This is a genomic window from Pseudomonas sp. UYEF17, from assembly GCF_040546125.1.
Taxonomy (GTDB): Bacteria; Pseudomonadota; Gammaproteobacteria; order Pseudomonadales; family Pseudomonadaceae; genus Aquipseudomonas; species Aquipseudomonas putida_Z.
This window is the reverse complement of record NZ_JBEPNE010000008.1, coordinates 1-26,236: the sequence shown is the minus strand read 5'-3', so window position 1 is coordinate 26,236 and position 26,236 is coordinate 1. Positions and strand designations below refer to the sequence as shown.

Below are 26,236 nucleotides of genomic sequence, written 5' to 3'. Positions count from 1 at the left end.
CTTAGCAGACGCAGGTGTGTTTGAGTTCGATGAAGGTGACGCCGGGGGTGGCGAAACCGCTGGCCAGATCGGCCTGCAGTGCATCCAGGTCACGCGGCTGGCGCACCGTGCAACCAAAGGCACGGGCCAGGCCGATGAAGTCCGGATTGCGCGGCAGTACGCCGACCGGCTCGATGTCCAGGCCGAGCATGTCGTCACGGATCTGGCCAAGGGCGTCATTGTTCCACAACAGCACGACCAACGGTCGGTCCAGCTCCTCGACTGCCGTGGCCAGTTCCTGGGCGGTGTAGAGGAAGCCGCCGTCGCCCACCAGCACCAGGCCTGGGCGGTGGTCGCTGGCGAACATGCCGCCGATGCCGGCCGGCAGGCCGTAGCCCAGGGTGCCGTAGCCGGTGGGGTGCAGCCAGCTGCGCGGCGCCCGGCTGGCAAAGGCGTAGTTGCCGGTGTAGGCCAGCTGGGTCATGTCGCTGCTGATGAAGGCATCGTCGGGTAGCACGGCGGCAATGCGGTCGAGGATTGCCTGGTGCACGGCCTGCAGCGGCGCATGCCCGCTGCGAATGGCCTGGCGCAGGTTGGCCACTGCTTCGCTGGCCTGGGCCGGGTCACGGTCCAGCGCTGGCAGGTGCTCGAGCAGGCCGGCCAGGGTTTGCCGGGCATCACCGTGCAGGGCGATGGCACAGGGGTAGAAGTCGTTGAACTTGCGCGGGTCGATGTCCACGCGCAGCAGCTCGCCGCTGATCGGCAGGCGCTCGCGCCAGAAGTCGGTGTCGGCCATTTCGGTACCCACTGCCAGCACCACGTCGGCCTGGCTGATCAGTTGCCAGCCGGGCTCGACGCACAGGCTGGCGCCGGCATTCAGTGGCGCGTCCGTAGGCAGCAGGCCCTTGCCGGCCACGCTGGTGAACAATGGCGCTGCCAGCCGGGTGCTCAGCTGCTGCAGCTGCTCGGCCGCGTGCAATGCCCCACCACCGGCAATGATCATCGGCCGTTTGGCGGCGGCCAGCTTCACGGCGGCCTGGTCGAGGATGTCGCGGCACGGCTGGCCACGCCCGGGGCGGCGCACCACCTCAGCGCTCCAGTCACGGCTGACCGGCGCGGCCAGTACGTCCAGCGGCACCGAGATGTGCACCGGGCGCGGCCGTTCGCTGTCGAACACGGCCCAGGCACGAGCGATCAGCTCGGGCAGGTCGTCGCCGCGCAGGGCCACGGCAGAGAACGCGGTAATCGGCGCGGTCATGGCGCGCTGGTCCTGGGTTTCGTGCAGGCAGCCCCAGCCCTTGCCCAGGCTGGCCGTGTGGTTGACGCTGGAAATCACCAGCATCGGGATGGAGTCGGCGTAGGCCTGGCCGATGGCGGTGGCGGCATTGGTCACGCCCGGGCCGGTGATGACGAAGCACACCCCCGGTTTGCCGCTTACCCGTGCATAGCCGTCGGCCATGAAGCCGGCGCCCTGCTCGTGGCGGGTCAGCACATGGCGGATGCCGCTGCCCGGCAGGCCGCGGTACAGCTCCAGGGTGTGCACGCCGGGGATGCCGAATACCGTCTCCACGCCGTAGTTGGCCAGCAGGCGCACCAACGCCTGGCCGGCGGTCGGGGTGTGCTTATTCATGTCGTTCTCCTTGCGCCTGGCCGAGGCGGATCAGCGCGTCGACCGCGGTAGTGCCATGGGCACCGACCATCAATGGGTTCACATCCAGCTCCAGCAGTTGCCCGGCGTTTTCGCAGGCGTAGTCGGCCACCGCGCGGATAGCCGCAACCAGTGCGTCGAGGTCGGCGGCCGGGCGGCCACGGAAGCCTTGCAGCAGGCTGGCGCTGCGCAGGCCGAGCAGCGCGGCGCGGATGGCGTTGTCGGTGGTCGGCAGCAACAGGCTGACGCTGTCCTTGAGCAGCTCGACCAGCACGCCACCGGCACCGATCACCAGGGCCAAGGCGAAGTCGGGCTCGCGCTTGATGCCGACGATCAGTTCGGCCAGCGGCGGCTCGGCCATCGGTTCGAGCAGCACCTGGTCGAACGCTACCTGCGGGGCGTAGGCGGCGATGCGCTGGCGCATCTGCACCAGCGCAACCTCGAGGGCGGCGGCATCGCGCAGGTTCAGCGCCACTGCACCGGCTTCGGTCTTGTGCGGCAGTTGCGCGCTGACCGCCTTCAGTACCAGCGGGTAACCGACACGGGCGGCATCTGCCACAGCGCGCTCGGGTGTGCTCAGCACCCCTGCCGGTACCGGCAGGCCGAAGGCACGCAGGGCTTGCTTGGATTGCCATTCGTCCAGCAGCTGGCCCTCACCCCCAAGAGCCTGCGGGCACAGCGGCACCCGGGCGGCCTCACCCTGTTCCAGCAGCCGCTGGCGGTTGCGCTGGTAGGCGACGATGCGGCCCCAGGCTGCCAGGCCATCCTCCACGCCCTGCAGGGCGGCGATGCCACGCGCGTGCAAACGCTCGCGCGCGCAGGCGGGCAACAGCTCCGGGAATGCCGAGGTGACGAAGCCGATCTTGCCGTGGCGCTCCAGCGCATCGCAGTACAGCGCCAGCAGCAGGTCGCATTCCTTGCGTTCGCCGGTGAACGCCGCCGGGTAGTCCAGCACCAGCATGGCCGCGTCGGCTGCGCCGCTCAGGGTGCTGTCGAGCATGCGTTGCAGGGCCGCTGCATCACCCCAGATGGCAGTGGTGAAATCCAGCGGGTTGACCAGGTTGGCATAGGCCGGCAGCACCTCGGCCAACTGCGCCACCTGCCCTTGTGCAAGCTTCGGCAGGACCAGCTGGTTGCGCTCGGCATAGTCGGCGATCAAGCCGGCATCGCCACCGGAACAAGCCAGGGCAATCAGCTCGCCACCCACCGGCAGGCGGCCACAGGCGGCGGCCTTGAGGGTTTCGACGAAGCTCACCGGGCCACTGACGCGGATCACGCCCAGGCGCTGGAACAGGCTGTCGTACAAGGCATCGGAGCCGGACAGCGAGCTGGTGTGGCTGAGCGCCAGTTCGGCGCCGATCTGCGACACGCCGGTCTTCAACGCAATGATCGGCGTGCCCTGCTGCAACGCCTTGCACGCAGCACGGGCGAAGCCCGGCACGTTCTTCAGGCCTTCCAGATGCAGGCCGATGGCGGTTACCCGTGGGTCGTCGAGCAGCACGTCCATCAGCTCGGCCACGCCCAGTTGTGCCTGGTTGCCGACCGAGGCCATGTAGGCCACCGGCAGCGAACGGTCGCTCATCGACAGGTTGTAGGCGAAGTTGCCGCTCTGGGTGAGGATCGCCACGCCCTTCTCCACCTGCTGGCCACCATGGGCCACCGGCCACAGGGCAGCGCCATGCAGGTAGTCGAGCAGGCCGTAGCAGTTGGGGCCGAGCAAGGCCATGTTGCCGGCGGCGGCGAGCAGGCGCTGCTGCAGCTGGCGGCCCTCTTCGCCGCTTTCGGCAAAACCCGAGGCATAGCAGATGGCGCCACCGGCGCCGCGTGCGGCCAGCTCGGCAACGCACTGCAGGGTCAGTTCGCGGTTGGTGGCGATGAACACCGCGTCCGGGGCATGGGGCAAGTCGGCCACACGCGCCACACAGGGGATACCTTCGAGGCTGTCATGCTGCGGGTTGACCAGCCACAGCTCGCCGCCAAAGCCACCTTCGGCGCAGCGCTTGAGCGCCCGCGCCATGCTGCGCCCGCCGACGAAGGCCAGGTGCCGGGGTGCCAGCAGGCGCTTGAGGTTGTCACGAATCGAATGCGACATGGGTGTTCTCCTGGCGCTCAGCGCAGCAGCGGGCGCAGCAGTTCGCGGGCGATGATGTGCCGCTGGATTTCCGAGGTGCCTTCCCAGATGCGCTCGATGCGTGCGTTGCGCCAGATGCGCTCGACCGGCCCTTCATCCATCAGGCCCATGCCGCCGAAGATCTGCACGGCTTCGTCGGCAACCTTGCCCAGCACCTCGCTGGCGAACAGCTTGGCCATGCCGGCCTCGCCGTCGGTCATGCTGCCCTGGTCCATTTTCCAGGCGGTGTGCAGGGTGAGCATTTCCGCAGCGCGAATCTGCGTGGCCATATCGGCCAGCTTGAACGAAACCCCCTGGTAGCTGCCGATGGCCTGGCCGAACTGCTTGCGGTCGGCGGCCCATTGCAGCGACAGGTCGAGGGCACGCTGGGCCTGGCCCACGCAGTTGGCGGCGACCATCACCCGGCCGGCGGTGAGCCAGGCGTTGGCCACCTCCCAGCCCTTGCCGACCTCACCCAGCACCTTGCTGGCCGGCACCCGGCAGTCGTCGAAGAACAGCTCGTAGGTGTGGTAGCCACGGTTGCTCACGCACTTGGGGCCACGGCGGATGGTCATGCCCGGCGTGCCCCGGTCGACCAGGAAGGCCGTTACCGCGTTGCGCTTGCGCCCGTTGTGCTCGTAGGTGTCGGTGACGGCGAAGACGATGGCGAAATCGGCGTGGCCGGCATGGCTGATGAAGTGCTTGCTGCCGTTGATGACGAAGTCGTCACCCTGGCGCACGGCACGGGTCTTGATGGCGTTGGCATCGGAGCCGGCGCCCGGCTCGGTGAGAGCGAAGCAGTCGATCTTCTCGCCCTGCACGCAGGGCAACAGGTAGTCGTTGATCTGCTCGTCCTTGCAGGCCATGAGGATTTTCGATGGCCGCGCGACGAACACGTGCAGGGCCCAGGACACCTTGGACAGTTCGCGCTCGATCAGCGCCTGGGACAGATAGTCCAGGCCACCGCCGCCGACCTCCTCGGGCATGTTGAAGGCATAGAACCCGGCGGCGATGGCCTTGCCGCGGATCTGCGCAGCCAGCTCGGGCGATACGGCATCGGCGCGGTCCACCGCCTCCTCATGGGGCAGCAGCTCCTTGGCGACAAAGCTGCGTACCGCTTCCACCAACATTTCTTGTTCTTGGGTCAGTTGGAAATTCATCTGCGAAGGTCCTGGTGAGGGTCGGTTATCGGGTTACTGGCCGGTGAAACGGGGGGCGCGGCGTTCCACCGAGGCTTGCAGCGCCTCGGCACCGTCCTGGCTGCGCCCGCACAGCAGGCCGGCCTGGCGCTCGGCTTCCAGCTGCTCGGCCAAGGTGCGCCGGGCGCCATCGCGGATCAGCCGCTTGGTCTGCGCGTAGGCGAAGGTAGGGCCGTTGGCCAGGCGCCCGGCCAGCTCGGCGGCCACGGCGGGCAGTTGCTCGTCGGCGCAGACTTCGCTGACCAGCCCGGCCGCCAGGGCACGTTCGGCACCCCACAGTTCATCGAGGAACAACAGGCGCTTGGCCTGCTCGCTGCCGATCAGCCGTGGCAGGTGCCAGCTGGCCCCGGCATCGGGGCTGTAGCCCATGCTGGTGTAGCCGGCCTTGAAGCGCGCCGAGGCCGCGGCGATGCGCAGGTCGCAGCACAGGCTGAGGTCCATGCCACCGCCCACGGCGGTGCCGTTGATGGCAGCGATGGTGGGCTTGTCGAGGCTGTGCAGGCGCAACATCAGGGCGTGGGCGGTTTCGGTCCAGCCGTAGCTTTCCAGGGTGCCCTGGGCCTCGGCCGCAGCCCATTCGGCCAGGTCGGCACCGGCGCAGAAGCTGCGCCCGCTGCCGGTCAGCACCACCACGCGCACGGCCGGGTCGCTGTTGCAGGTTTCCAGCAGGGCGTGCAGTCGCTTGAGGGTGGGGATGTCCAGCGCGTTGCGCTGCTCGCGGCGGTTGAGGGTGATCCAGGCAACGCCGGCTTCGACCTTGCTCAACAGTGACGACGACGGGGTGGTCATGGGGGGCCTCGGTGTTGTTGTGATGGTTTGAGAGGGCTTGATGAGGGAGATACTAAACGAGTGTTCAACAAGGCGGCAATTGGGCGGGGATTGGGCTGTAACAACACTTGGAAACGATATATGTCGTTGTTTTTATTAGTTTTATTTGTTGTCTCAAGGTTGAGATAGGAGGTGGTTGTTACAACTTTGTACAACTGACGGATTGCTGGGGGCGCTTTGCGCCCCTTTCGCGACACAAGGCCGCTCCTACAAGAGATCGCGCCAGGCCGGGCCTGAGCGCGATTCCCCTGTAGGAGCGGCCTTGTGTCGCGATGGGCCGCAAAGCGGCCCCGGCAATCTTCAGCCCAACACCCGAATCAAACCCCCGGCACACTCGGCTCGAAGGCCCCCTGCCGACGGCGGTTGACGAAGAAGTACGCCGCGTAGCACAGGGCAATGAAGCCAAAGCCCCAGTACAACGACGGCCGCTGGGTTTCATCCAGCGCCAGGAACACGAACAGCGAGCTGCACAGGGTGATGCACAGCAGCGGCACCAGCGGGTACAGCGGCGCCTTGTACTTCAGGTCCTGCAGTTGCCCACCGTCACGCAGGTAGACCTTGCGGAAGCGGTACTGCGCCAGGGCGATGACGATCCAGGTCACGGTGCCGGACATGCCACTCACCGCCATCAACACCATGAACAGGGTGTCGGCGGCAACGAAACTGGTCATCAGCGAGATCAGCGCAAAGCACAGGGTGATGCTCAGCGCCCGCAACGGCACGCCACGCTTGCTCAGCGGCGACAGGCTTTTCGGCGCCATGCCGCTCTTCGACATGGCCCAGAGGATGCGCGTGGAGGCATACAGCCCGGAGTTGCCCACCGAAAGGATGGCCGTGAGGATGACGAAGTTCATCAGGTCGGCGGCAAAGGGGATGCCGACCATGTCGAACACCTGCACGAACGGGCTTTCCATCAGCCCGGCCTGCTCGAACGGCACGATGGCCGAGAGCACGGCAATCGCCAGCACGTAGAAGATCAGCACGCGGAAAACCACGTTGCGCACGGCCCGTGGGATGCTCTTTTCCGGGTGCTCGGTCTCGCCGGCCGCCACCCCCATGATTTCACAGCCCTGGAAGGCATAGACCACGGTCATCATCACCGCGAACACCGCCGACAGACCATGGGGGAACAGCGACTCGCCCACCAGGTTGTCCAGCATCGGTGCCGGCGCCCCGCTGCTCAGCGGGATGGCGCCGAAGATCACCAGCAGGCCGATGATGATGAAGCCGAGGATGGTCGCCACCTTGATCCCCGAGAACCAGTACTCCGCCTCGCCGAAGGCACGGGTGGCCAGGGCGTTGAGGCCGAACAGCACGACCACGAACAGCGCCGACCAATACCAGATCGGTACCTCGGGGAACCAGCGGGTCATCAGCATGCCGGCGGCGGTGAACTCCAGGCCCACGGTGGTGGCCCAGCTCATCCAGTACACCCAGCCGATCATGAAGCCGGTGGCCGGGCCGATGAACTTGGTGGCGTGGGCCTGGAACGAACCGGACACCGGCATCTGCACCGACAGCTCGCCCAGGCAGACCATCACCAGGTACATAAGCAAACCTGCGACCAGGTAAGCCAGGATCGCACCGACCGGGCCGCCCTGGTTGATGGTCACGCCCGAGCCCATGAACAGCCCGGTGCCGATCACCCCGCCCAGCGACAGCATGAAGATGTGCCGGCTTTTCAGCGCACGGGTGAGCTGGATCTTTTCGCGGTTGTCAGTCATGGCGCACCTCGCCTTTGCGGCTGGTGCCAGGCCGCGCGGGGGTGCCGCGCGGAGTGGTAGGAAGGAGGGGCTGAGCGCTACGGCATGTCATTATTCTTGTCTCCAATAAGCCTCATGGACCGCGTGCAACACGGTTGCCTTGGATTATTGGAAACGGATGTAAGGTGCCGTTGTACGAACGGATCGAAGATGTAAAAAGTCGTAAGTTTTTTGTACGTCAGCTCTGGATCAGCTGTTCCAGGGTGGCGCGGGCCTGGGCAAGCTCGGTGGCCAGCGGCGCGCCGAGCGCTTTCAATGCCTGTTCGTCATGCTGCCGGGCAGCATCCTCAAGGCGCCGCAACAACGCAGCCAGGCCAGAAAAACCCAGGGAGTCGCAACTGCCGGCCAGGCGGTGGGCCAGGTGCAGCACTTCGGTAAAGTCCTGGGCCGGCAGCGCCTCGGCCAACGCGGTGGCGTGCTGCTCCAGCGACTGGCGCAGCACCTTCAACAGGCCTTGCAGCTTCTGTTCACCCAGCAGCGAGCGGTGGGTGTCCAGCAATGACCAGTCCATTGTCGCGTCGACGCCCGCCACTTCAGCGGGCGCCGCTTCGGCCAGCGCCCGGCGCAGGTTGTCCAGCCGCAGGGGCTTGGCCAGCACTCCCTGCATGCCGGCATCCAGGTACCCTGGCACTTGCCCCGGTTGCACGCCAGCCGTCAGTGCCAGGACCCGGCTGTGGCGGTTCGGCCCGGGGGTGGCACGCAGTTGCCGGCACAGCTCCACCCCGCTCATGCCGGGCAGGTGCACGTCGAGCAGGATCAGGTCGAAGCGCCGCTGTGCGCAGGCCTGCAGGGCTTGCCCGGCGTCCTCGGCAAAGCTCACCCGGTGGCCATCGCGCAGCAGCAACCCACCGGCCACCTCGCGGTTCAATGCCACGTCCTCGACTATCAGGATATCCAGGCTGGCCAGGGGCGAAGGGGCTGGTGAGTTGGCCTGCACTGGCTGCCCGCGAGCCATGTCGAGTTCGAACCAGAAGCAACTACCCTGCCCTTGCACGCTGTCCAGGCCAATGCAGCCCCCCAGTTTTTCCACCAGGTGCTTGCAGATCGCCAGGCCCAGGCCGGTGCCGCCGTAGCGCCGGGCCACCGCCTCGCTGGCCTGGACGAAGCGGTCGAAGACCCTGGCCTGCACAGCCGGCTCGATGCCGATGCCATTGTCGCTGACCGACACCCGCACGCGCTGCGAGCCCTGGTCACTGGCCAGTACCTGCACCGCAAGCTGCACCTGGCCGTGTTCGGTGAACTTGATGGCGTTGGCCAGCAGGTTGCTGAGCACCTGGCGCAGGTACTGTTCGGCACCGTGCTGGTACTCGGCCAATTGCTCGTCGATGTCCAGCTGCAGGGCGTCGCCATTGTCCCTGGCCATGGGTTCGAGCAGCGCCAGCACTTCCTGGCACAACTGGCGTAGCGAAAAACCGACCAGCTCGGCGCGGCTCTCGCCCTCCTCGAGCCGGGCGAAATACAGCACTTCGTTGAGAATCGCCAGCAGCCCCTCGCCGGCCTTGTACAAGGCCTCGACGCGCTGGCGGTCGGCCGCCTCCAGCCGGCCGCCGCGCAGCAGCTCGGCCATGCCGAGAATGCCGTTGAGCGGTGTGCGCAGTTCATGGCTCATGGTCGCCAGGAAGCGTGACTTGGCCAGGTTGGCGGCTTCGGCCTCGTCCTTGGCCCGGGCCAGGCTGGCGGTGCGCCGCTCGACCATGGCCTGCAGTTCGTCGCGCTTGTCCTGCAACGCCAGGCGGTCGCGTTCGCGGCGCTCGATGTCGCTGAGGATGGCGCGGCGCATGTCATCCAGGGCATTGGCCACGGTGTCGATCTCGTCCGGGCGCGTCGAGGTGCGGCGCCCCAGGCGCAACGGTTCCTGCCACTGGCCGGCGCCAATACGCCGGGCGAACTCGGCCATCACTTGCAGGTGGCGGGTGACCAGGCGGTAGAACAGCCCCGACAGCGCCACCGCCAGGCCACACAGGAACACGCCCATCCACAGCAGGCTGGCAAGGCCAGTGGCATACAGGCGCCTGTGCACCGCGCCCAGGTCGATGCTCACTTCCAGCTCGCCCAGGTGCCTGGCCGGCCCAGAGGGCGGCTGGTAATCGAGGGGGAAGCGTTCGATGCGCAGCGGCCCCTTGGGCTCGGCGGCGCCGCGCAGCAGCTGGAAATCGTCGCTGACCAGGCGCACCCGGGCAACATCGGAAAAGTCCACCAGACCGCGCAGTTGTGTATCCAGCTGTGCCTCGTCCAGGTCCCACAGGCTGCGCTCCAGGCTGGCCAGGTAACCGGCGCGGATCAACGCCATGCGCGCCTCGATATCGCGCATCTCGCGGCGGTATTCGAAGTACAGCTGCACCGAGCTGGCCAGCACGGTGAAGCACAGGCTGAACAGCAAAATGAACAGCAGCAGGCGGCGCAGCAAGCCATCGGTGCGCAGGCGGATCATCGGGCGTCCGCCGGCAGGTTGACCATGTCGCGGTAGGTCACTTCGCTCTGCTCCAGCCAGCGCTCGATCTCGCCGGCCTGGTTCATGCGCAGCAACTGCGCGTCGATTTCGTCCATATGCTGGCTCAAGGGCGATTGCCGTGATATCGCAACGCGCAGGTAGTCCACGCTCAGGGCCGTGGGCAATACGCGGATGTCCTGCGCCCCGGGCAGGTTTTCGATGAACAGCTGGCCGGTGCGCCGCTCCTGGATCAGGTAGTCGATGCGCCCACGGATCAGCTTGCCGAAGTTCTGCTGGCTGGACGACACCCGTTCGATGTTCTGGTGGCGGGCGACGAAGCGGTCGAAATCGGCGCCGTAGCTTTCGCCGTACAACAGGCCGCCGCGGTAGCTGGCCAGGTCCTCCAGGCGCTGGAACTGCACTGGCCGCAGGCGGTTGTAGAACACCGCCACTTCCTCACGCACCACCGGCACCGTGGAAAAGCGCATGCGTTGGTCACGCTGGTCGCTGTTGTAGGCCAGCACCACGTCCACCCGCCCGGCAGCGGCGTCCATCAGGCAGCGCTTCCAGTTACCCAGCACCACGGTCTGCACTTCGTAGCCCATGCGCGCGAACAGCTCTCGCACCACGGTGGGGGCCAGGCCACGCACCTGGTGGCCGTCACTCCAGGAAATCGGCGGGTACACCGGGTAGTCGCAATAGCGCACCGGCTGCTTTGCACTGGCTTGCACGGCGAACAATGCCAAGGCCAGCACCCAGGCGCTGCGGGTCATGCCGCCACGCTGGCGGTGAACAGGTAGCCGGTGCCGTGAATGGTGATGATCAGCTGGGGCTCGGCCGGGTCGTCGTGCAGCTTGCGCCGCAGGCGGCCGACCAGCACGTCGATGGAGCGGTCGTTGGGCACCCACTCGCGGTTGCGGATCTGGTCCATCAACTGGTCGCGGCTGAGGGTGTGGCCGCTGTTGCGCAGGAACACGCTGAGCAACTGGAACTCGCCATGGGTCAGCAGGGTTTGCCCGCCACGGGCGTCGATCAGGCGCCGGCGGTCGGTGTCCAGTGCCCAGTCGGCGAACTGCTTCAGCGATTGCGCGCAGGCCGGCGCCGGGTGCACCTCGCGGGCATGGCGCACGCGGCGGATCAGGTTCTTGGCGCGGGATACCAGTTCGCGGGGGTTGAGCGGCTTGATCACGTAGTCGTCGGCGCCGCATTCCAGGCCGACGATACGGTCGATGTCGTCGTTGCGGCCAGTGATGAGGATGATGCCGACCTCCGAACGTACCCGCAGCTCGCGGGTCAGGGTGAGGCCGTCCTTGCCGGGCAGGCGGATGTCCAGCAGCACCAGGTCGACATCCTGGCTGCCGAGCAGGGCTTCGGCCTTTTCCGCGGTGTCGGCGCAGTGCACGTCATAGCCTTCCTGGGACAGATAGGCCTGCAGCAAGTCACGAATAAGCGGATCGTCATCGACGATCAATACCCGAGGCGTCATTGCGTGTCGTCTCTTTTTTTTATTGGTTTGTTCTACACACTCGCGACAGCAGCGTACTCGTTACTGAACAGGCGATCAACAGCCCTCCGGCAGGCTGAAGCGGCGCCGGCCACCGGCCTGCAGGCCATCGACCCAGGCCTCGCAGATCAGCACGCCCTGCTCGGGGGTGAAGGTACCGGGGTTGAGCCCCGACTCCAGCCACAGGCCATCGAGCAAGGCGCTCAGGCTGATGGCCGCGAGGTCGGCATCGAAGCCCTGCCAGCCCTCCTCCCCGGCCAGCGTGGCCAGCAGCCCGCTCAGTTCATTGCGGTATTCGCCATAGGAATGGTCATGCACCTGGTTGATCGCGTCGGCGGTCTTCACCGCGCCCCAGAACGCCAGCCAGGCGTCGAGCAATTGCGGGTCGAGCAGCTCGGCGCAGAACGAGGCGCGGAAGAACGCCGACAACCGTTCGCGGGCATTGGGCGCGGCCTGGGCCATGGCCTCGCGCAGCAGGCCCATCACCCGGCCGGTGACCGCCATGTAGGCTTCGGCCACCAGCTCATCCTTGCCGGCGTAGTGATGGCTGATCAACCCGACCGAGACCCCGGCCTCGGCCGAAATCTTGCGGATCGACGCGCCCTGGAAGCCATGGCGCTTGAGGCATACCAGGGTCGCCTCGACCAGGTTGGCTTTGCGCAATTCCGGCAGCATGCGGTGGTAGCGGGCTTCCTGGTTCATCGGCGGCTCTCGGGCTGGGGCTGGACTGAACGACTGTACAACAAGCCGGACTGCGTGATAAACCCTTGGCACCCATGCCCACAACAACAAAAGCGGCTGCCATGAACGACCTGATCACACGTGACCTGGACCAGGGCCTGCTGACCCTGGCCTTCAACCGCCCCGACAAGCTCAACGCCTTGAACACCGCCATGTACCAACAGCTGGGCGACCTGCTGCTGGCGGCAGGTGAAGACCCTGATGTCGAAGCCATCATCATCACCGGTGGGCCGCACTGCTTCAGCGCCGGCAATGACTTGCGCGACTTCCTCGACAGCCCGCCCGCCGACCTGGACAGCCCGGTGTTCCGCCTGATGCGGGTGGTGATGGGCCTGGACAAACCGCTGATTGCCGCGGTCAGTGGTGCGGCGATCGGTATTGGTGCCACCTTGCTGTTGCATTGCGATCAGGTGCTGGTCAGCCGTACGACCAAGCTGCGCATCCCTTTCGCGCCGTTGGGCGTGTGCCCGGAGTTTGGTTCCAGCCTGCTGCTGCCGCGCTTGCTTGGCCATGCCCGGGCGGCTCGCCTGCTGCTGGCAAACGAGTTGCTTGACGGCGAACGGATGGTGGCCTGGGGGCTGGCCAATGAACTGCATGAAGACGGTGAGCAGTGCCTTGCAGCTGCCCGGCGCCTGGCGCGGCAGCTGCAAGGCTACCCGCAGGCGGCGCTGCGCATCAGCAAGCGGCTGCTCAAGGACGGCCAACGGGCCGAGCTTGAGGCGACAGTGGCGCGGGAAAGCCGGTTGTTCATCGAGTGCTTGCGCACTGAAGAAGCGCGAGCGGTGTTGCGAGGGTTGATCAAAGATTGAAACCCAGGGGCCGCGTTGCGGCCCATCGCCGGCAAGCCAGCTCCCACCTCGACTGCATCGACCTCAAGCCTTGTGCAGTGCCTGTGGGAGCAACTGTCTTGCTCAAATTCTAAAAGTTGGCGCGATTCCCTGTGGGAGCGGCCTTGTGTCGCGAAAGGGCTGCAAAGCAGCCCCGGCAATTTCAACTATTGTGCATCAATCCTGGGGCCGCGTTGCGGCCCTTTCGCGACACAAGGCCGCTCCCACAGGTACAGCGACAACCTCGAGATCAATGCTGCACCCGTCGGCTTGCCGGCGATGGGCTGCAACGCAGCCCCAGGAAAACTCAGAAACCCCAGAATTGCTAATAGCCGGTCATCTCCAGATACCCACGGCCACCCGCACTCCCGGTCAAGCGCACTGGCCCCTCCCAGTACGGGAACCGCGTCTCCATCCAGGCCTGCGACTCCACAGCCTCGACCTGCACATCCACGCCATGCCCCGGCACCTGCACCCGCCATCGCGTCGGCACCTGCTTGCCGTTCTTCTGCCGGGCCCAGGCCAGCGCCTGCAGCTGGATCTGCGCACCCTGCAGTGCTACCACCTCACCCTGCGGGCCGACCCAGGTCCCGGCGCGATACGCCTCCCCCTGCACCTCGCGCACCTGGAATAGCATCAGCCTGGCGCCACTGTCCAGGTGCAGGGAAAACCAGTCCCAACCCGTCTGCCCGGCAGCCAGCGGCTGGCTGCTCCATTCCCGGTCCAGCCAGGCCTGGCCGGTGACTGCAATGCACTGGCCGTCACGCTGCACTTCCCCACTCACCCGGTAGAACGGCTGACTGTAATAGTACGAAGCCTGCCCCTTGCCGGACTTCTCGCTGTAGCCTTGGTCCCCGTGCAGCACCAAGGGCCGATTGCTGTGCAGTTGCAGGTCGTAGCGAAAGCCGTCACCACCGGCGACCATTTGCAGATGCTCGATGCCACTGCTGCCCTGCAACGACCAGTCATTGATCCACGCCCGGAACGGCTGGGCCTGCACACCGGCCTGGCCGATACCCCCGCGCGCCAAGGTTTCGCCAGACCGATGCCCCCCGGGACCGGTCAGCGCCGCATGCCCCATCCACAGGTTCGGGCTGTTCCAGCCGGCAGTCTCGGGGCCTGGGCGCAGGGCCGAGCGAAACAGCGTCCACTGCGCGCCCCAGTCCCGCCCCTGGAAGTCCTGGAGGTTGGCGGTGACATACCACCATTCGATGCGAAAACCATCGTGGGCCCCGTGGTCCCGCGGAAATTCCAGGCGATGGCCGCGGCTTACCTGGCTGAATTCACCCGCCTGCTGCCCGAGCCCGGCATAGCTTTGCTCGGCGGGCTGGTCACAGCCGCCCAGCAACCCAAACAGCAACAGCCAGGCGCTACGTTTCATCGGCAAACGGCCTCAACAGTTCGCGCGGCTGGCGACGCGCCAGCTGCCACAGTGGCCAGGCGCTGGCCAACAGGCTGGTAAGCATGCCCAGCACGGCCAGGTGCAGAAGTTGCGCAGGGAACACGTAGAGCGGCAAACGCCAGCCGAATGCCTGCACGTTCACCACCGCGACCAGGCACCAGGCCAGCAGGATGCCCAGCGGAATCGCCAGCAGCACGGTAAGGCTGCTCAGCAACAGTGTCTGCCCCAGGCTCAGCCACACCAGGTGCGTGCGCCGCACCCCCAGTGCCCACAGCGGCGCCAACTGGCCCAGGCGGGTCTGGCCCAGGGTCAGCAGGTTGATGAACAGCGCCACGCCTGCCACGCCAAGGGTGAGGCTGTTGAGCGCGGCGGTGGCGGCGAAGGTGCGGTTGAACACGTCGGTCGACCAACGTTTGAGCCGCGTCTGCTCGACCACGCGGCTGTCGTCCAGGGCGAAGCGCTTTTGCAATGCAGCCTCGAGCGCCGACACCTGGTCGCCCACCAGATCGACACTCAACCCGGTCAGGGTTGCCTGTGGCCAATGCCCGCGCAGCCAGCCGGCATTGACCAGCATGTGCCCTTTGGGGTTGCCGTAATCGGCATAGATGCCCACAACGCTCAGGGCTGGCGAAGTGTCTGCGGGCAGCCTCAGGCGATCACCCAGCTGCAGCTTCAGTCGCCTGGCCAGCTGTTCACTGAGCATCACGGCCTGCCCGGCGGCCAGTTGTTGCCAAGCCTGCTTTTGCGGCGCCAGCAATGGCCAGCGTGTGCGATAGACAGGATGATCGACGATGCCCTGGACCTGCACCGGCCAGCCCTGCAGCTGTGTTTCCACACGCCAGCCGGGCAATACAACATCCACCGAAGGTTGCTGCCCGAGCCACTCGGCTATCTGCAAGCCCTGGGCGGTGTCCCTTGGGGTGACATACAGGTCGGCGGACAGGCGCAGGTCAAGCCAGCCGACAAAGGTCTTGCGAAAGCCCTCGGTCATGCTGCCCACCCCGACACTGGCCGCCAGCGCCAGCAACAGTGCCATCAATGCCAGGCTCAGGGCCGGCAATTGCTGGCGGCTGTCGGCGACGAACCATTGCGCCAAAGGCCGCCGGCAATGGCGCGCCAGCCAGGCCAGCACCCAGTCGAGCAAGGCCGGCAGCAGCAGCGCCGCCGCCAGCAGCAAGCCTGCCAGCAGGCCGAACGCGCTGGGCAGGCTGTCGTCCAGCACGCCACAGCCCAGGGCCAGCAAAAGCAACAGGCCGGCCACCAGGGCCTGGCGCCGCAACCAAGGCCCCTGGGCCAACCGCCACGCCTGAGGTTGCGCCAGCGCCAGCAACGGCAACCGCGCCGCACGCAACACACTGCCCAAACCCGCCAGCAGCGCCCCCAGCACGCTCACCAGCACGCCCATCAGCCACCACCCGGCGGGCAGGCTCAGCGCCCCGGCGACCTGGGCGCCATACAGGCCGCGCAAGCTGGCGGCCACATCGGGCAGCAACCACGCAGCCAGCCCGTAACCACTGGCCACGCCGGCCAAACCGCCCAGCACCGCGAACAGCCCCAGCTCCAGCACCAAGGCGCACAGCAGGGTTTGCAGGCCGAGGCCACAGGCACGCAGGTTGCGAATCAGGCCGCGCCGCTGTTCCAGTGCCAAACCGATTGCGGCATGGGCAATGAACAGGCCGACGACAAACGCCAGCAGGCCAAGGGCGGTCAGGTTGAGGTGGAAACTGTCGGTCAGCCGCTGCAAGCCGCCATCGTCCTGCCGGGGTTGCAGCTCGAGGTAAGGCGCGATATCCACCGGCAACGGCCCCGGCGTGGCAGCCACCAGCAAGCGCGACAACTGCCCGGGTGCATGCAGCAGCGCCTGGGCGTGGCCGATATCGACCACGATCACCCCCGGGGCCAGCGCTGGCTGTAGAACCAACGGCGGCAGCAGCTGCCCTTCGCTGTCGCGTACTGCGGCCCCGGGGCCTGCATGCAGCTGGCGCAAGGTGTCCGGCCCGATCCAGGCTTGCCCGGGCATGCCGACAAAGGCCTGCAGATCGAACGTTCCGGGCTGCACACCGGCGACGCTGCTGGCCGGCGGCAGGCTCAACGGCTCGATGCCGATCAACCGCACGCTGCGCGCCGGCTCACCAGCAAAGCGCAAGCGCCCTTCCAGTACCGGCGTCACCGCCCAGCCCAGCCTGCGCAACTGCACGTACAGTGCCTGGTCGAAGCGCTCGCCACGGCGCGGCACCAGTTGCGCCTGCAACGGCCCGGCCAGCACCGCGCTGGCGCGGGCATAGTCGCTGCGTGCCTGGCTGTTCAGCGCCTGCACGCCGGTCCACAGCGCCGTTGCCAGCCACAGGCCGGTGAAGATGCTGAAAAACTGCACGCGATGGCGCCGCCAGTGGCTGAGCAGCGCCAGCAGGGCCAGCGATAAAAGCCTCATCCGCCCTGCTCGGGCCGCACACGGCCGGCCTGCAGGTAACAACGCTGCTGCAAGCGCGCCGCCAGCCGCGGGCTGTGGGTCACCATCAGCACCCCACTGCCAGCCTCGGCGACCAGTTGCAACAGCAGGCTCAACACCTCATCGCTGCTAGTTTCATCGAGGCTGCCGGTGGGTTCGTCGGCCAGCAACCAGGCCGGGCGCCCGGCCAGGGCGCGGCCGATGGCAACCCGCTGTTGCTGGCCGCCAGACAATTGCTCCGGGTAACGCGCCAGCAAATCCGCCAAACCCAGGCGCTGCGCCAGGTAGGCCAGCCAATCGGGATCATGCCGACCGGCCAGCCGCGCCTGGAACGCAAGATTGGCCCCCACGTCCAGGCTGCTGATCAGGTTGTACTGCTGGAACACCAGGCCGATGCCCTCCCGCCGCCACAACGCCAGCGACGCCTCGGAACGGCTGTCGAGCGGGGTGTCGTCGATCAGGATGCGGCCACTGTCGGCACGGTCCAGGCCGGCCACCAGGTGCAGCAAGGTACTCTTGCCGCTGCCCGACTCGCCCATCAGCGCCAGGCTGCTGCCGCGCGCCAGGCGCAGGTCGACGCCCTGCAGCACGGGGAGCGGGCCCTGGGGGGTGGGGAATGATTTGTGCAGTTGCTCGATGACCAGCATCGACGGGCCTTGGTGGGTTCAGGGGTCTTCTTAGGAATAGCAGGTTCATCGCGGCGTGAACGAACACTCGTCGTTTTCCTCGATAAAGCAATTTCCGGTTCTATTCGAAAAGCGGCTTCCAACTTCAACCCTCGATGAACTTAGTAATTCCACGCCCCTGAAAGCCTTACCAAAAAGTCAACATAAACAGCCCCGCACCAATAAAAAAAGACACTTCCTACAGAAATTTCTTTTTATTGGTCGATATCCACTTTCAGACGAGAAAACAATGACCTGAATCAGAAACCATCGACTACGATCAGCATTCACTTCGCATCCGTTAGTTACGGCAAGAGACTCAACCATGGAAAAACCAGTAGTTCTGCACGCCGCTGGCCAGGTCGATATCGCTTTGGAAAGCGCCCACCAGTACGCCTATTTCCAGCTACTGGAATTGCTGTATCACGTACACGACGACGATCTGGAACAACGCCCACTTGCTCGAGAGACGCGACGCCGATTACGGCTGGAAGTGTCCCCCAGCCTGTCTTTCCCTGTTGCCGACGTGTTGCGCGCCGATCGCTTGAAGGACGACCGCTACCGCATCCAGGCAAGTTTTCTGGGCCTGCATGGCACAGACTCGCCACTGCCCACTTACTACCTTGACGAGATCGCCTACGAAAACGCACACGGCATCGGTTTACGCCCGGCTTTCCTCAACTTCTTCAACCATCGCCTTCATACCCTGCTCCATCAAGGATGGCGCAAGTACCGCTACTACGTACGCTTCCAACCGGGCGCGAAGGACGGTTTCTCCCGCTATGTCTTCGCCCTGATCGGCCTGGACGACTCGGCACTACGCGGCGCTACGCCGCTACCCTGGAGCCGCTTGCTCAGTTTCGTGGGAATGATCGCCAGCCGCAGCCGCTCCCCCGGCATGGTAGCCGGCATGATCGCGCATTGCTTCGACCTCCAGCAGGTTGCCATCCGCGAATTCGAAAAGCGCACCGTCTCGATTCCCACTTCCCAACGCAACTGCCTGGGGGCCAGAAACTACCAACTCGGCAACAACTTCCTGGTTGGCGACAGCATCGAGTCACGCAGCAGCAAGTTCACCATTGTGATCGCAGGCCTGAATCAGCAGCAGTTCCGCGAATTCCTGCCCAGCGGTGACAACTACCAGAGGCTGGCGCGGCTGGTGGATTTTCTGCTCCGTGATGTCGGGGCCTATGACCTGGAGTTACGCATGTGCGCCGAGCAAGCCCCTCCCTTCAGCCTACGGGCCGAGCATGGCACCCACCTGGGTTGGACAAGCTTCATCGCCAACCGCAATGACCCCACGCCTCCCCCTGTTCGCATCACGGTACGCACATGAGTACAAATGTTCTCTCCCCCAGCGTCACGCTCACCGTCCTCAACCCGGAAAAACTCTTGCACGGCAGCGAACCGCGGCATCGCTTCGATCGGGCTGGCGGCTCCATCGGCAGTCAAGGTGCTTGGCGCCTGCATGATCGGGGCGTTCGCATCCTGCCGGTGCACTGCGAAATCGGCTGGCATGAAGGCCATTTCTGCATCATTGACCACAGCGGCAAGAGTTTCATGAATGGCAGTGACACCCAGTTGCTTTCGAGTACGCCTGTCCGCCTCAGGCACAACGACAGACTGCAGATGGGTGACTACCAGATTGCCATACACCTGGGCGAGGACGAGGTAGAGCCGGAGCCGCATGCCGGCAGGCACCCACTCTCCGAGCTGGGGGTTGATCAGCTGATGTGCCCGCTGCAGGTACTTGGCGTACCGATTACGGATATCGCCGGATTCTTCCAGGCCTCAATGCCTGGGCCGGTGGATGAGCTTGATCCGTTGGCCTATCTGGACCGGGCCGCACAAGCCCGGGTTGACCCGGCCATAGTCGAAATCTTCGGCAAGGAGGTGCAATGAACAAGCCTGTAGGTTTGCTACTGGCCTGCCTGGCGATCAGTGGCTGTACTTCGATCAGCAAGATCTACCAGGTGGCGATGGATCCGGCTCTGCCTGTCGGTGGCCCTAACAATGACATCAGCCACCTGGCGCTAAGCCTCTACGCCGCGGCCCCGCCTGCGCCTGTCAGCCTCGAACCGACAGATTCAGGCGAGCAAATACCGCTGCATGGCCACCCGGAACAGCTGGCGGCCAACCTCTGCGCCACAAGTCCTGTCGAGCTGACTGAAAAGCTGAGCTCACTGGCGGAGCAGCTGCACCGCAACTACCCCGCTTCCGTCGAGGGCGAGCAAGCCATCGTCGGGCCGAAGGCGCCTGCGCCATTGGCCAGTTACGCAACGCCCCAAACTGCTTTGCCTGAGGAACTCGACCTCCAACCACAGCAACAGGCCCCGTCATCCATCGTTTTCAAGGTACTTCAGCTCCGGGACGATTCGTTGTTGCTGGATGCCACTTATGAGCAAGTCGAAGAAGACCTGGATAAAGCACTGGGCACCACGCTGATCAGCGTCGATGACTACCGTCTGACCCCTGGCCAGTTCAAGTTCATCGAACACGAAGAAATCAACGAGCGCACCCGCTACATCGCCGTCGTTGCTCGCCTGGGCGATAACCCCAAGGGCCGCTGGAAAGATGCAGTCCGCATCCAGGCACGCGGTTACAACCATACCGTACACGTTCACTTCGAGAACAACGCCGTTGAACTCAGGCAAGACAGTGAATACCGCCGTGACAAATGATCCGTCCTATAAAAAATGAGCATCCTGTGAAGGCCGGACCAGGCACCGGAACAAACACACAACGAATCCCGACCCAGGCCACTGGTATCGGGATTCTTGGGTGGCCTGCGCCGTGCCCTATCGCCCGGCCACTTCGCTGGCCGTGCCGTCACGCAACAACCGCTGCGGCAGGGCGAACCCTGCAAAGAGCTGGCGGGTGAAGGGGTTGTTTGCGCCCGTGGCGTGAACCTTGTAGCGCGCCGTATCGCCGGCAATCATGAAACCGAGATCGATACTGGTGGATGTACGGGCATTCAGCCCACCGCGGCTGAGCAGGCGGTAGAGCGACCAGGGGCCGTGATAGCCCAGGCTGACAGTGGTACCCGCAACCTGCACCAGGGTGACACGGCTATGCCCACTCTCCCCGGCAGGGCCCGGCCAGGTCATGCCGATCGGCTCCTTGCCCCGGTCCGCAAACCCATGCAGCTGCCCATCCAGGTCGAAGACGCTGCCGCGCAAGCCACCGCTGATCGCCAGAGGCTCCAGGCCAAAGCTCACGTTCAGCTCCCCGCGATTGTCGAAAAACGCGTTGCGTATGGCTTCAGCCTGCTTGAGCTGCACCATGACTTCGGGGCGGACCAGGTAACCTTCATCCGCACGGGAGTACAGCGCATCGAGGTTGTCTTCGAGAAACACCGCAAGGTACTGGTCCTGGAAGCGCTTGAGCTGGCCTTGCGGGCCAAAGAAGGCTTCAAAATCCTTGAGCGACACATCCGGCCCGGCCGGGTCGATGGGATAGCGTGAGGCCAGTCGTTCCCGGTAGACGCTGTAAACCTCGGCATCCCAACGCTGCTCCAGCTCCCGTAACGCCATGACCATCAGCACCTGCGAAGTCTGCTCCGCCAGCTGGCGAACATGCCGATTGAGGGGTTCCGGCAGGCCCGTGGCAATGCGCTGCAGGTTGCGAATGGGGTCGGGCGCCGTTTCCGAAAAACGGCTCAACACTAGCGCCAGGGCGGCCTTGCCCCGGTCAGGGCTGTCCTGCACCGCCTTCAGGTAGTCGTGTACAGCGCTGATCGCCTGGAGTGTTTCGTCATGGTAGGACGGTTTGTCACCACGCACATCGAGCATCCCCGAAAGCCCCGCGAAAGACCGATAGATGCCCATGGCCTGTATGCGAACCTGCGGATCGGCTTTCGACTCCTTCTCGCTGTCCGCGGCCTGCGGATAGATCAGCGTATTGCTGCGCACGGTTTCCAGCAGCCGGCGTATCGGCGCTGCCGGGCCGCTGACTTGCTCCAGAACACCCAAGGCATGCGCAAGATCGCTGAATTCGGCAACCGAAAACTGGTTCAGCACACGCCGCCAACTGTCGATGTAGTCGGCGCTGTACAGGGCTCGCAGGCGCTCCGCCAGGGCCTGGCGGTCCATGTCGGAGTAGTCGAGGCTACGCCGCTCACCTAGCACCCACTGATCGACCAGGGCGAGGTCGGCCACGTTCTGGCTATGCTTGTCGAAATAGTCGCGAAAGCCCGCCGCCGTCAGTAAAGGTGGCAGGGACAAATTGGCGTCGACGGCCGCCTGGTGATCGCGCTCGGCCAGTGGCCTGTAGACGATATCGAACGCTGGGCCGATCTCGTTGCGCAAATCCAGCTCACCGTGCAGTTGCTCCCGAGCCTGCTGCCTCAAGCCGATGTAGACACGCTCGGCCAGCGGCAGCTTGCGCAACTGCTGCTGCGCCTGGGCAACGACTTTCCGATACTCCGGCAGCTCGACATCTGCGTAGGCCAAAGCGTACCTGAGGTGGCGCATCAGCGCGGCCTGCAGCTGGCCCTGGCCCGGATACGCCCTCTGCCACTCGCGAGCCATCCATTGCTCGACCATCTCCGCCCGACGATTACCGCGATCCTCGATCATGCGATACACGCGCAATGCCGCCAACTGCTGGTCGCTACCGGGGGCGGCTTGCTTGACAGACGCTGCCACGCCGCCCGCAATCACCGGTAGAAAGCGCTGGGCCAGGGCATTCAGGTACGCCTGGTCCACTTGCGGGCCAATGGCTTTACCCTGGTACAGCCCCATATCCGTGAACACGCTCCAACCAGAGCGATAATCGCCGTACAGGCTCACGGCATCACGGATCTCATTCAACGGCAGCAGCAGGCTGCGCCCGGTCAAATCATCCTTGGCGTCCGTGCTGGTGTTGCTGAACGCAAGGCTTTTCTCCAGCACCTGCTCCGCCTTGTCACGGTTGACGCTGTAGAAGTACGCCCAACCACCGGCCATGGCCAACCCGCACACACTCGCCGCCAAGGCGCCGCCCTTCAACAGGCGGCCCTTGCGCCGGGCGACCTTGCGGTTGTCGCCCGCCAGGCCGGCCTCGGGGTAGACCACGCGTTGCAACAGCCGCTGCGCGAAATACACCACGGAGGTGCCTTGCGGCTTGGTCGACAACGCCGGGGTAGCGAAGGCAAAGGCGCGGGCAGAAGCATCCGCGAGCAGGTTGCGCACTTCGCCTCGCTGGTAGACCGAGGAAAAGTACAGGCCACGCACCAGGGGTGGGGTGCTGTAGCGGTCACTGACCAGTACATCAGCGAGAAAATTCAGCAACATCTCCTGCGCCCCGCTCAATTCCCGAAGCAGCGAGCAGGCGCTCTTGCCCGTGGTGCCAGGTGCGCCCACGGTAGCGCTCATCAGTTGCCTGCCGAGGCGCCCCAGGAAGCCCTGATAAGCTCCCTCCAGCTCCTGCAGCCAGGCATCGACGTCCTTTACCGAACCCAACGTGAAGGTAAAGCCCTGCACCTCTTCCCGCTCACGGGCCGGGAGCGCGGCGAACAGTTCCTCGAAACCGTCCAGCAAGTCGAACTTGCTCATCACCACGTACAGCGGCAAACGCGTACCCAACTCACCGCCCAGCTCCGTCAGGCGCGCGCGCAGCATCAAGGCCAGGTCACGTCGCGCCTTCGCCGGTCGCCCGAACAGGTTGACCATATCCACCAGCAAAACCACGCCATTGAGTGGCCGTCGGCTGCGGTTCTGGGCAAGCCAGCCAATCATGTGCCGCCACAGGCGTCGCTCGACGCCCGCCGGCAGGCCTTTCGGCTCGGCCAGTTCTCTCCCTTTCAGTGCCGCCTCCTGCACTGCTGGCAGCGTGTTGTTTTCGCCCCCCTCCTCCTTGATGGGCTTGACCACACGCGCCGGGCGCTCAGGCTGGCTGATGAACTCGCCCGGCGGATCGATCAGCACCGCGTCGTCACCTACCCACCAGTCGATGCCAAAAGCCAGGTCCGGATCCGTGCGGGCCCGCTGGGTGGCGCCATCGGTGCGGGCGAGTGCAAAACGCTGATCCGAACGGCTGACGAAGCTCGACTTGCCCGCATTCTGTTCGCCAAGGATGAGGTACCACGGCACATCGTAACGGTGCCCGCGGCCACCTTGGCTGTCGCGCAAGCGGGCCAGGCTGCTGTCGAGGGAGCGCTGCTGGGCCTGCAGATACACCAGGCACGGGTCTTCCACCTCGCGCCGCTGCCGTTGCTGTTCGCGTACGATCGAGCGGTTGCGCCGATGCACCCACGCGCTCCATGCCAGCAATGGCAGCATCACCAGCAGCACGGTTGCCGCAATCCGCACCGGCAGGTCAACCAATGGTTGCTGCTCACGCCACCGCCATTCAGGCCCCAACCACCATAGCCAGACCACTGCGGCAGCAACGCCGAGCAGTACCACACCAACAACTACCGGCATTGCCTGACGCTGCACCAGCAATACACCGCGCAGCAGACTGTCCTTGTTCACTTTCATAGCGGCAAACCTTACCGACTGCATATCCGAATGATTTAAGGCACCTCACAGTGCACACTGGCAAAAACAGTAGCAGCATTGAAAAACACTATTCAATGATATCAAGCAAGAAATACCAGCTAACACTTTTCTTGCAGACGCCGGTGACTTTCCTGAATTATGAAATAAAAAGCACTTGCTTCAGGAAAGTTAGCAACCCAGCAACTTGTGGGAACTTTCCTACAATTAAGCCATGCACACTTTTCATCAACCCCGGCACATGCCACCAGATAGAGCGTCCAGCGCGATAAACATGAAGTTCAAAGACTGGTTCATGCAGGAGCAGCAGACCCTACGGGAATTGGGTGACGACTTTGTCGAGGACGACCCGCGTCTGGCGCCTGTCCTCGGTCGCACCGCCTCGGACCCGGCCAGCGAGTACCTGATGGAACACTTCGCCTTCCTGACCGCTCGCCTGGTCATGAAGATCGAAGACCATCTGCCCGAGCTGACCCACCCGTTGCTGCAGCTGCTCTACCCCAATTTTCTGCGCCCGCTGCCGAGCATGACACTGATGCAGTTCCAGCCTGTCGACCATGCGCTGAGCGAGACCCAGGTGCTGCCCAAAGGCACCCCTGTGTTCAGCCGAGCCGTTGACGGCGTGAGCTGCGAGTTCCGCACCTGCGCGGACCTGGCTATCGCGCCGCTGGAAATTCGCAGCATCACCACGCAACCCAGTGCCGAAGCACCGGTAGTGCGCATAGACCTGGGCGCCTTGTCCGAGCAGCCGCTGCGGCAGATGAAGTGCGACCAGCTGCGGTTTCATCTGGCTGGCAGTAAACGCAATGCGCTCACCCTCTACCAGTGGCTGGCGCGGCACCTGCACAAGCTTGATCTGCATATCGGCCAGCACCGCTTTGCGCTACCACCCTCAGTGGCCTTCGTCGGTTTCGAGGCAAATGAAGCGCTGCTGCCCAGCCCTGGCGAGCAGATGGATGGCTACCGCATCCTGCACGAATTCTTCTGCTTCCCGGAGCGCTTTCATGGGTTTCGCATTGATGGGCTCGGCAGCTACTGGCCTGACCAGGCCGCCGCTCATATCCAGCTGGAGTTCGGTTTCAGTGCGCCCCTCCCGCCCGACATACAGATCGACCAGACAACGATCCTGCTCAACTGCATCCCTGCCATCAACCTGTTCAGTTGTACGGCAGAGCCCATTCCGTTGAATGGGCAGGCACTGTGTGAAAGCGTGCGAATGGGGCGCCAGGGCGGCAAGAAAGGTGAAATTTTCAGCATTGATCGAGTCAGCAGCCAACGCCAGAAATCCAACGATCACGTACAGGACTTCAAACCCTTCGAGGCCCTGGGCCGCGACTTCCCGTTGGCCGAGCCGACGCCCGCCCGCTACTACAAGCTGGACATCGAGCAGGAACCCGTCAATGACAAGGTGCAACACAGGATACGCCTGGTGCATCACAACCTTGCGCCCTACCTTGGCCTGCACGAAGAACTGAACATCGACCTTACCTGCAGCAACGGGCCCCTTGCGCAGCAGCTCAGGGTTGGCGAAGTCGATGTGACCACCCAGGACACCCCCTCGTTCGTCACCTATCGCAACCTCACCCGCCCCACCCGCAGCTACCCGCCGATGCTGCAGAGCGGTGGCCAAGGTGAGCGCCACTGGGCGCTGCTCTCCAACCTTGCGCTGAACAACCTGTCGCTGTCTTCTCCTGCAACCCTCGCCGCGGTACTGCGGGTTTACGACTTTGTCGCCGCCCATGACCTGCAGCAGGAGCGCAATACCACCCAGCGCCTCGACGCCATCAGACAAGTGGACAACGAGCCCTGCGATTGGCTGGTCAAGGGCGTGCCGGTTCGGGGCATGCGCACCACCCTGCACATCGACCCTGCCGGCTTCGAATGCGAGGGTGAGGTGCAGCTGTTCGGCAACGTGCTGTCCCATTTCATGACGTTGTACGCCAACAGCAACTCCTTCCATCAACTGCAGATCATCAACACCGCCAACGCAACCCGCCAGCTATGGCCCGCCCGGACCGGGCGGCAGCCGGTGATGTGACCAGGAGGTCCGAGCATGAACAACGCGCCCGAGAAAGACTTCGAGAACACCCGAGCAGACGCCCGCGCCGCTCCCCCACTCAGCGAACTGTTCCCTCATGTCGACGCGCTGGGGTTCGACACCCGCTCGAACACCACATTCCCCCTCTTCGACATCGCCTCTCCCCTGTTCGG

Annotated in this window: 18 protein-coding genes; 5 read left to right on the top strand and 13 right to left on the bottom strand. The window is 64.8% G+C overall.

Annotated elements, in window-relative coordinates:
- Position 1: 1 nt before the first annotated feature.
- The 9 genes from ABIB24_RS14450 to ABIB24_RS14410 all read right to left on the bottom strand — a co-directional run bounded on the left by ABIB24_RS14450 (position 2) and on the right by ABIB24_RS14410 (position 12,164).
- A complete protein-coding gene (locus ABIB24_RS14450; RefSeq protein ID WP_354316734.1) occupies positions 2-1,609 on the bottom strand; it encodes a 5-guanidino-2-oxopentanoate decarboxylase in 1,608 nt (535 codons plus the stop codon).
- Positions 1,602-3,719: an acetate--CoA ligase family protein gene (locus tag ABIB24_RS14445; protein WP_354316732.1), complete on the bottom strand. Its 2,118-nt coding sequence runs from the start codon at positions 3,717-3,719 to the stop codon at positions 1,602-1,604. Before ABIB24_RS14445 ends, ABIB24_RS14450 begins: the two co-directional genes overlap by 8 nt.
- 17 nt (positions 3,720-3,736) lie before the next feature.
- Entirely contained in the window at positions 3,737-4,897 is a 1,161-nt protein-coding gene (locus tag ABIB24_RS14440) for an acyl-CoA dehydrogenase family protein (protein WP_015270769.1), read from the bottom strand.
- Positions 4,898-4,930: 33 nt separating this feature from the next.
- A complete protein-coding gene (locus tag ABIB24_RS14435) occupies positions 4,931-5,725 on the bottom strand; it encodes an enoyl-CoA hydratase/isomerase family protein (protein ID WP_354316729.1) in 795 nt (264 codons plus the stop codon).
- 356 nt (positions 5,726-6,081) lie between these two features.
- On the bottom strand, positions 6,082-7,488 hold the full coding sequence (locus ABIB24_RS14430) for an amino acid permease (RefSeq protein WP_354316727.1): 1,407 nt from the start codon (positions 7,486-7,488) through the stop codon (positions 6,082-6,084).
- A gap of 217 nt (positions 7,489-7,705) precedes the next feature.
- Complete coding sequence (locus tag ABIB24_RS14425; protein WP_354316725.1) at positions 7,706-9,958, bottom strand: ATP-binding protein; 2,253 nt, start codon at positions 9,956-9,958, stop codon at positions 7,706-7,708.
- Complete coding sequence (locus ABIB24_RS14420) at positions 9,955-10,731, bottom strand: substrate-binding periplasmic protein (protein ID WP_354316723.1); 777 nt, start codon at positions 10,729-10,731, stop codon at positions 9,955-9,957. The genes ABIB24_RS14425 and ABIB24_RS14420 overlap by 4 nt, the downstream gene beginning before the upstream one ends.
- Complete coding sequence (locus ABIB24_RS14415) at positions 10,728-11,444, bottom strand: response regulator (RefSeq protein WP_012271826.1); 717 nt, start codon at positions 11,442-11,444, stop codon at positions 10,728-10,730. Before ABIB24_RS14415 ends, ABIB24_RS14420 begins: the two co-directional genes overlap by 4 nt.
- 75 nt (positions 11,445-11,519) lie before the next feature.
- Positions 11,520-12,164, bottom strand: coding sequence for a TetR family transcriptional regulator C-terminal domain-containing protein (locus ABIB24_RS14410; RefSeq protein WP_015270774.1), 645 nt, complete (start codon positions 12,162-12,164; stop codon positions 11,520-11,522).
- Between the two features lie 101 nt (positions 12,165-12,265).
- Here ABIB24_RS14410 and ABIB24_RS14405 point away from each other — a divergent pair, with 101 nt between their 5' ends.
- Positions 12,266-13,012, top strand: coding sequence for an enoyl-CoA hydratase (locus tag ABIB24_RS14405; protein ID WP_354316720.1), 747 nt, complete (start codon positions 12,266-12,268; stop codon positions 13,010-13,012).
- Positions 13,013-13,355: 343 nt separating this feature from the next.
- On the opposite strand, the gene ABIB24_RS14400 is transcribed toward ABIB24_RS14405, so the two are convergent.
- The 3 genes from ABIB24_RS14400 to ABIB24_RS14390 are packed head-to-tail and all read right to left on the bottom strand — an operon-like array spanning position 13,356 to position 17,528.
- Complete coding sequence (locus ABIB24_RS14400) at positions 13,356-14,411, bottom strand: lipocalin-like domain-containing protein (RefSeq protein ID WP_354316718.1); 1,056 nt, start codon at positions 14,409-14,411, stop codon at positions 13,356-13,358.
- Complete coding sequence (locus tag ABIB24_RS14395) at positions 14,401-16,863, bottom strand: ABC transporter permease (protein ID WP_354316716.1); 2,463 nt, start codon at positions 16,861-16,863, stop codon at positions 14,401-14,403. The genes ABIB24_RS14400 and ABIB24_RS14395 overlap by 11 nt, the downstream gene beginning before the upstream one ends.
- The gene (locus ABIB24_RS14390) at positions 16,860-17,528 is read right to left on the bottom strand and encodes an ABC transporter ATP-binding protein (RefSeq protein ID WP_039613905.1); all 669 of its coding nucleotides are present in this window, start codon (positions 17,526-17,528) and stop codon (positions 16,860-16,862) included. The genes ABIB24_RS14395 and ABIB24_RS14390 overlap by 4 nt, the downstream gene beginning before the upstream one ends.
- A 343-nt stretch (positions 17,529-17,871) precedes the next feature.
- On the opposite strand from ABIB24_RS14390, the gene tssG reads away from it, so the two are divergent.
- From tssG to tssJ, 3 genes are read left to right on the top strand one after another with little or no spacing between them, the layout of a single operon-like run.
- Positions 17,872-18,882, top strand: a complete 1,011-nt coding sequence (gene tssG, locus ABIB24_RS14385) for a type VI secretion system baseplate subunit TssG (RefSeq protein ID WP_354316713.1) — start codon at positions 17,872-17,874, stop codon at positions 18,880-18,882.
- On the top strand, positions 18,879-19,448 hold the full coding sequence (locus tag ABIB24_RS14380; RefSeq protein WP_354316711.1) for an FHA domain-containing protein: 570 nt from the start codon (positions 18,879-18,881) through the stop codon (positions 19,446-19,448). Before tssG ends, ABIB24_RS14380 begins: the two co-directional genes overlap by 4 nt.
- The gene (tssJ, locus tag ABIB24_RS14375) at positions 19,445-20,227 is read left to right on the top strand and encodes a type VI secretion system lipoprotein TssJ (protein WP_354316708.1); all 783 of its coding nucleotides are present in this window, start codon (positions 19,445-19,447) and stop codon (positions 20,225-20,227) included. Before ABIB24_RS14380 ends, tssJ begins: the two co-directional genes overlap by 4 nt.
- Before the next feature lie 117 nt (positions 20,228-20,344).
- Here tssJ and tssM read toward each other — a convergent pair whose 3' ends face one another.
- A complete protein-coding gene (gene tssM / locus ABIB24_RS14370; RefSeq protein WP_354316706.1) occupies positions 20,345-24,007 on the bottom strand; it encodes a type VI secretion system membrane subunit TssM in 3,663 nt (1,220 codons plus the stop codon).
- Between the two features lie 292 nt (positions 24,008-24,299).
- Between tssM and tssF the strand changes: the two genes are divergently transcribed.
- On the top strand, positions 24,300-26,063 hold the full coding sequence (tssF, locus tag ABIB24_RS14365) for a type VI secretion system baseplate subunit TssF (RefSeq protein ID WP_354316704.1): 1,764 nt from the start codon (positions 24,300-24,302) through the stop codon (positions 26,061-26,063).
- The last annotated feature ends 173 nt before the right edge of the window (positions 26,064-26,236 follow it).

Bases quoted from the DNA above. Each gene is read 5' to 3' on its own strand.
- ABIB24_RS14400 (WP_354316718.1), bottom strand. From the start codon at position 14,411: ATGAAACGTAGCGCCTGGCTGTTGCTGTTTGGGTTGCTGGGCGGCTGT.
- ABIB24_RS14415 (WP_012271826.1), bottom strand. From the start codon at position 11,444: ATGACGCCTCGGGTATTGATCGTCGATGACGATCCGCTTATTCGTGAC.
- ABIB24_RS14450 (WP_354316734.1), bottom strand. From the start codon at position 1,609: ATGAATAAGCACACCCCGACCGCCGGCCAGGCGTTGGTGCGCCTGCTG.
- tssF (WP_354316704.1), top strand. From the start codon at position 24,300: ATGAAGTTCAAAGACTGGTTCATGCAGGAGCAGCAGACCCTACGGGAA.
- tssJ (WP_354316708.1), top strand. From the start codon at position 19,445: ATGAACAAGCCTGTAGGTTTGCTACTGGCCTGCCTGGCGATCAGTGGC.
- ABIB24_RS14405 (WP_354316720.1), top strand. From the start codon at position 12,266: ATGAACGACCTGATCACACGTGACCTGGACCAGGGCCTGCTGACCCTG.
- ABIB24_RS14380 (WP_354316711.1), top strand. From the start codon at position 18,879: ATGAGTACAAATGTTCTCTCCCCCAGCGTCACGCTCACCGTCCTCAAC.
- tssM (WP_354316706.1), bottom strand. From the start codon at position 24,007: ATGAAAGTGAACAAGGACAGTCTGCTGCGCGGTGTATTGCTGGTGCAG.
- ABIB24_RS14440 (WP_015270769.1), bottom strand. From the start codon at position 4,897: ATGAATTTCCAACTGACCCAAGAACAAGAAATGTTGGTGGAAGCGGTA.
- ABIB24_RS14435 (WP_354316729.1), bottom strand. From the start codon at position 5,725: ATGACCACCCCGTCGTCGTCACTGTTGAGCAAGGTCGAAGCCGGCGTT.
- ABIB24_RS14445 (WP_354316732.1), bottom strand. From the start codon at position 3,719: ATGTCGCATTCGATTCGTGACAACCTCAAGCGCCTGCTGGCACCCCGG.
- ABIB24_RS14425 (WP_354316725.1), bottom strand. From the start codon at position 9,958: ATGATCCGCCTGCGCACCGATGGCTTGCTGCGCCGCCTGCTGCTGTTC.
- ABIB24_RS14390 (WP_039613905.1), bottom strand. From the start codon at position 17,528: ATGCTGGTCATCGAGCAACTGCACAAATCATTCCCCACCCCCCAGGGC.
- ABIB24_RS14410 (WP_015270774.1), bottom strand. From the start codon at position 12,164: ATGAACCAGGAAGCCCGCTACCACCGCATGCTGCCGGAATTGCGCAAA.
- ABIB24_RS14395 (WP_354316716.1), bottom strand. From the start codon at position 16,863: ATGAGGCTTTTATCGCTGGCCCTGCTGGCGCTGCTCAGCCACTGGCGG.
- ABIB24_RS14420 (WP_354316723.1), bottom strand. From the start codon at position 10,731: ATGACCCGCAGCGCCTGGGTGCTGGCCTTGGCATTGTTCGCCGTGCAA.
- ABIB24_RS14430 (WP_354316727.1), bottom strand. From the start codon at position 7,488: ATGACTGACAACCGCGAAAAGATCCAGCTCACCCGTGCGCTGAAAAGC.
- tssG (WP_354316713.1), top strand. From the start codon at position 17,872: ATGGAAAAACCAGTAGTTCTGCACGCCGCTGGCCAGGTCGATATCGCT.